We start from the raw sequence: 1793 nt of genomic DNA, 5'->3' as shown, positions 1-1793 counted from the left end.
ATACCTGGAAGGCCCCGAGGAGGGAGTTGCCTCGGTTTTTGACCGCATCAAGCAGTCCAAGCGGCATGCGGATATCCGGGTGCTCACCAGTGGTGAAGTGCCAGAACGCTACTTCTGGAACTGGTCGATGGCTTGCCAGCATGCCGACGCGTCCATGATCCAGAAGATAGAAGCCGCACGCTGGAGCGAGCGCAGTCACCCCTTCTTGGAAGAAGATGCTGAGCACAACCCAGGCCTGCGTCTGCTGGCCGAGTTCTGGTCGGTCCAGGCCCCTCCGACAACGTAAAGGCCCATCCCGCTCGGATGGTGAACGAGTTAGGAAGGTGCGCGGCCTGTCTAGGTGTGCACCTGTCAGGCTACGGAAACCTAACTGATAGCAACGTAGGGTTTGCCCATCGGCTTCATGGTGATGCCGAACACGGAGAATGATCATGGGCAATCAGAATCAGCAGAGTCCGAATCCCGGCCAGAACCAACCGGGTCAGCAGAACCAGCCGGGGCAGCAGGGGCAGCAGGATCGCGATACCCAGCGCCAGGGTCAACAGCAGCAGGACCAGAACGGCAAGCGCGAGCGGTCCGGTCAGCAGGGTGGCAAGGACGAGGAAGAGTAAGCTTCCCAAGCGTTGACGAGCCAAGGGCTCGGCCGTCCAGGCCGAGCCTTTTCTGTATCAGGGAACGCTCAAGTCAGAATTCCGTCTTCCCGGGCCACTCGAACCATCTCCAGCGAGTTGCCCACATTCAGTTGACGCATGATGGCGCGTTTGTGGGATTCCACCGTGCGCGTGGAAAGATGAAGCTTCTGCGCGACATCTTGGGCCCTCATGCCCAAAGCCACGTGCTCCAGGACCTGCAATTGCTTGGCGGTCAGCATCGCCTGCCGTCTCTTGGGGGCTGCAGCTTCCGCTTCCGCCTGCGAGGCAAGAAAGCTGGCTGCTACATACGTGCATCCGTCCATGATGCAATCGATCGCGCGAAACAGCTCTTGGCTGCTACAGCGTCTGTGTAGAAATCCCTTCGCGCCGGCGGCTATCGCGTGGGTCACAGTGTCCGGGCCGGCCTCTGCTGGGAGAAAGATGAAGGCCGGCGCCCCCTCCTGCTGCAGCGTCCCCTCCATCAGAGCTATGCAACTTGCGCCAGGCAAGTAGAGATCGGCTATCACCAAGGTCGGGCGGACTTGGCTGACAAGCTCTTGGAAGCGCGCCGCCGTTGAAGCAATCCAGATGCGTGAGAACCGGCTTTCCAGTAGCTTTGCGGTCCCCTCCGCCACGAGTGTGTGCCCGTCGACCAGCAGAAGACTACCGAACTGCTTACGCTCCGGCGGGTTACAAACCATATCCACTGCAGCGTTCCTCGGTCGGGGGGATCCAAGCTAGCAGACCCGGTGACTACGGGGAAAGGGCATGGGACGGGCATTCGTGCTTGGCAGCTAGACGGGGGCCGGCGGGGTGGGCGCTGTGCTGGGCATCTCGGCTAGCAACCACAACAAGAAGGCGCCCTGTTCGAGAGTAGGGCGAATTTTTTGACCTGATCGGGCCCGCGACTCAAGCTCATCCAAGAACGCCGTGCCAGACGCGAAGTCAGTCACGGAGGGAGTCAAAAGTTCAGCCGCCGTCGCCAGCTCTGCGAGGTCAAGTGAGGCGTCGTCGCAGACGAGGGAGATCAGCGTGGTCTTGCCCAAGGCGGTAAGCCCGTGCTCTGGCGGTTTGGCAATCATTACCCATACAAATCCTGCATCCACGAGCTCAGCCGCCCGCGAAGGGGAGGGGCGAAAACCCGGTGCCACCATGCTCAGG

Annotated in this window: 4 protein-coding genes; 2 read left to right on the top strand and 2 right to left on the bottom strand. The window is 60.9% G+C overall.

Annotated features, from left to right (window positions below):
• The coding region (locus tag AC1DQP_RS20170) for a BLUF domain-containing protein (RefSeq protein WP_478052386.1) at positions 1-286 on the top strand (286 nt) is incomplete at its 5' end.
• Between the two features lie 145 nt (positions 287-431).
• A complete protein-coding gene (locus AC1DQP_RS20165; protein ID WP_210433878.1) occupies positions 432-611 on the top strand; it encodes a hypothetical protein in 180 nt (59 codons plus the stop codon).
• Positions 612-679: 68 nt separating this feature from the next.
• On the opposite strand, the gene AC1DQP_RS20160 is transcribed toward AC1DQP_RS20165, so the two are convergent.
• Both AC1DQP_RS20160 and AC1DQP_RS20155 read right to left on the bottom strand, forming a co-directional pair.
• Positions 680-1333 (bottom strand): LuxR C-terminal-related transcriptional regulator, encoded by a 654-nt coding sequence (locus AC1DQP_RS20160; RefSeq protein WP_293980153.1) that lies wholly within the window; start codon positions 1331-1333, stop codon positions 680-682.
• A 93-nt stretch (positions 1334-1426) separates the two neighbouring features.
• On the bottom strand, positions 1427-1793 hold a 367-nt coding region (locus tag AC1DQP_RS20155; RefSeq protein WP_478052385.1), incomplete at its 5' end, for a hypothetical protein.

This window comes from Stenotrophomonas sp. P5_A8 (assembly GCF_056400545.1).
The sequence above is the reverse complement of the archived record's forward strand: the minus strand, read 5'-3'. Positions and strand labels throughout refer to the sequence as shown.

What these genes read in the sequence shown, in the direction of transcription:
- AC1DQP_RS20165 (WP_210433878.1), top strand. Translation starts at nt 432, where the DNA reads ATGGGCAATCAGAATCAGCAGAGTCCGAATCCCGGCCAGAACCAACCG.
- AC1DQP_RS20160 (WP_293980153.1), bottom strand. Translation starts at nt 1,333, where the DNA reads ATGGTTTGTAACCCGCCGGAGCGTAAGCAGTTCGGTAGTCTTCTGCTG.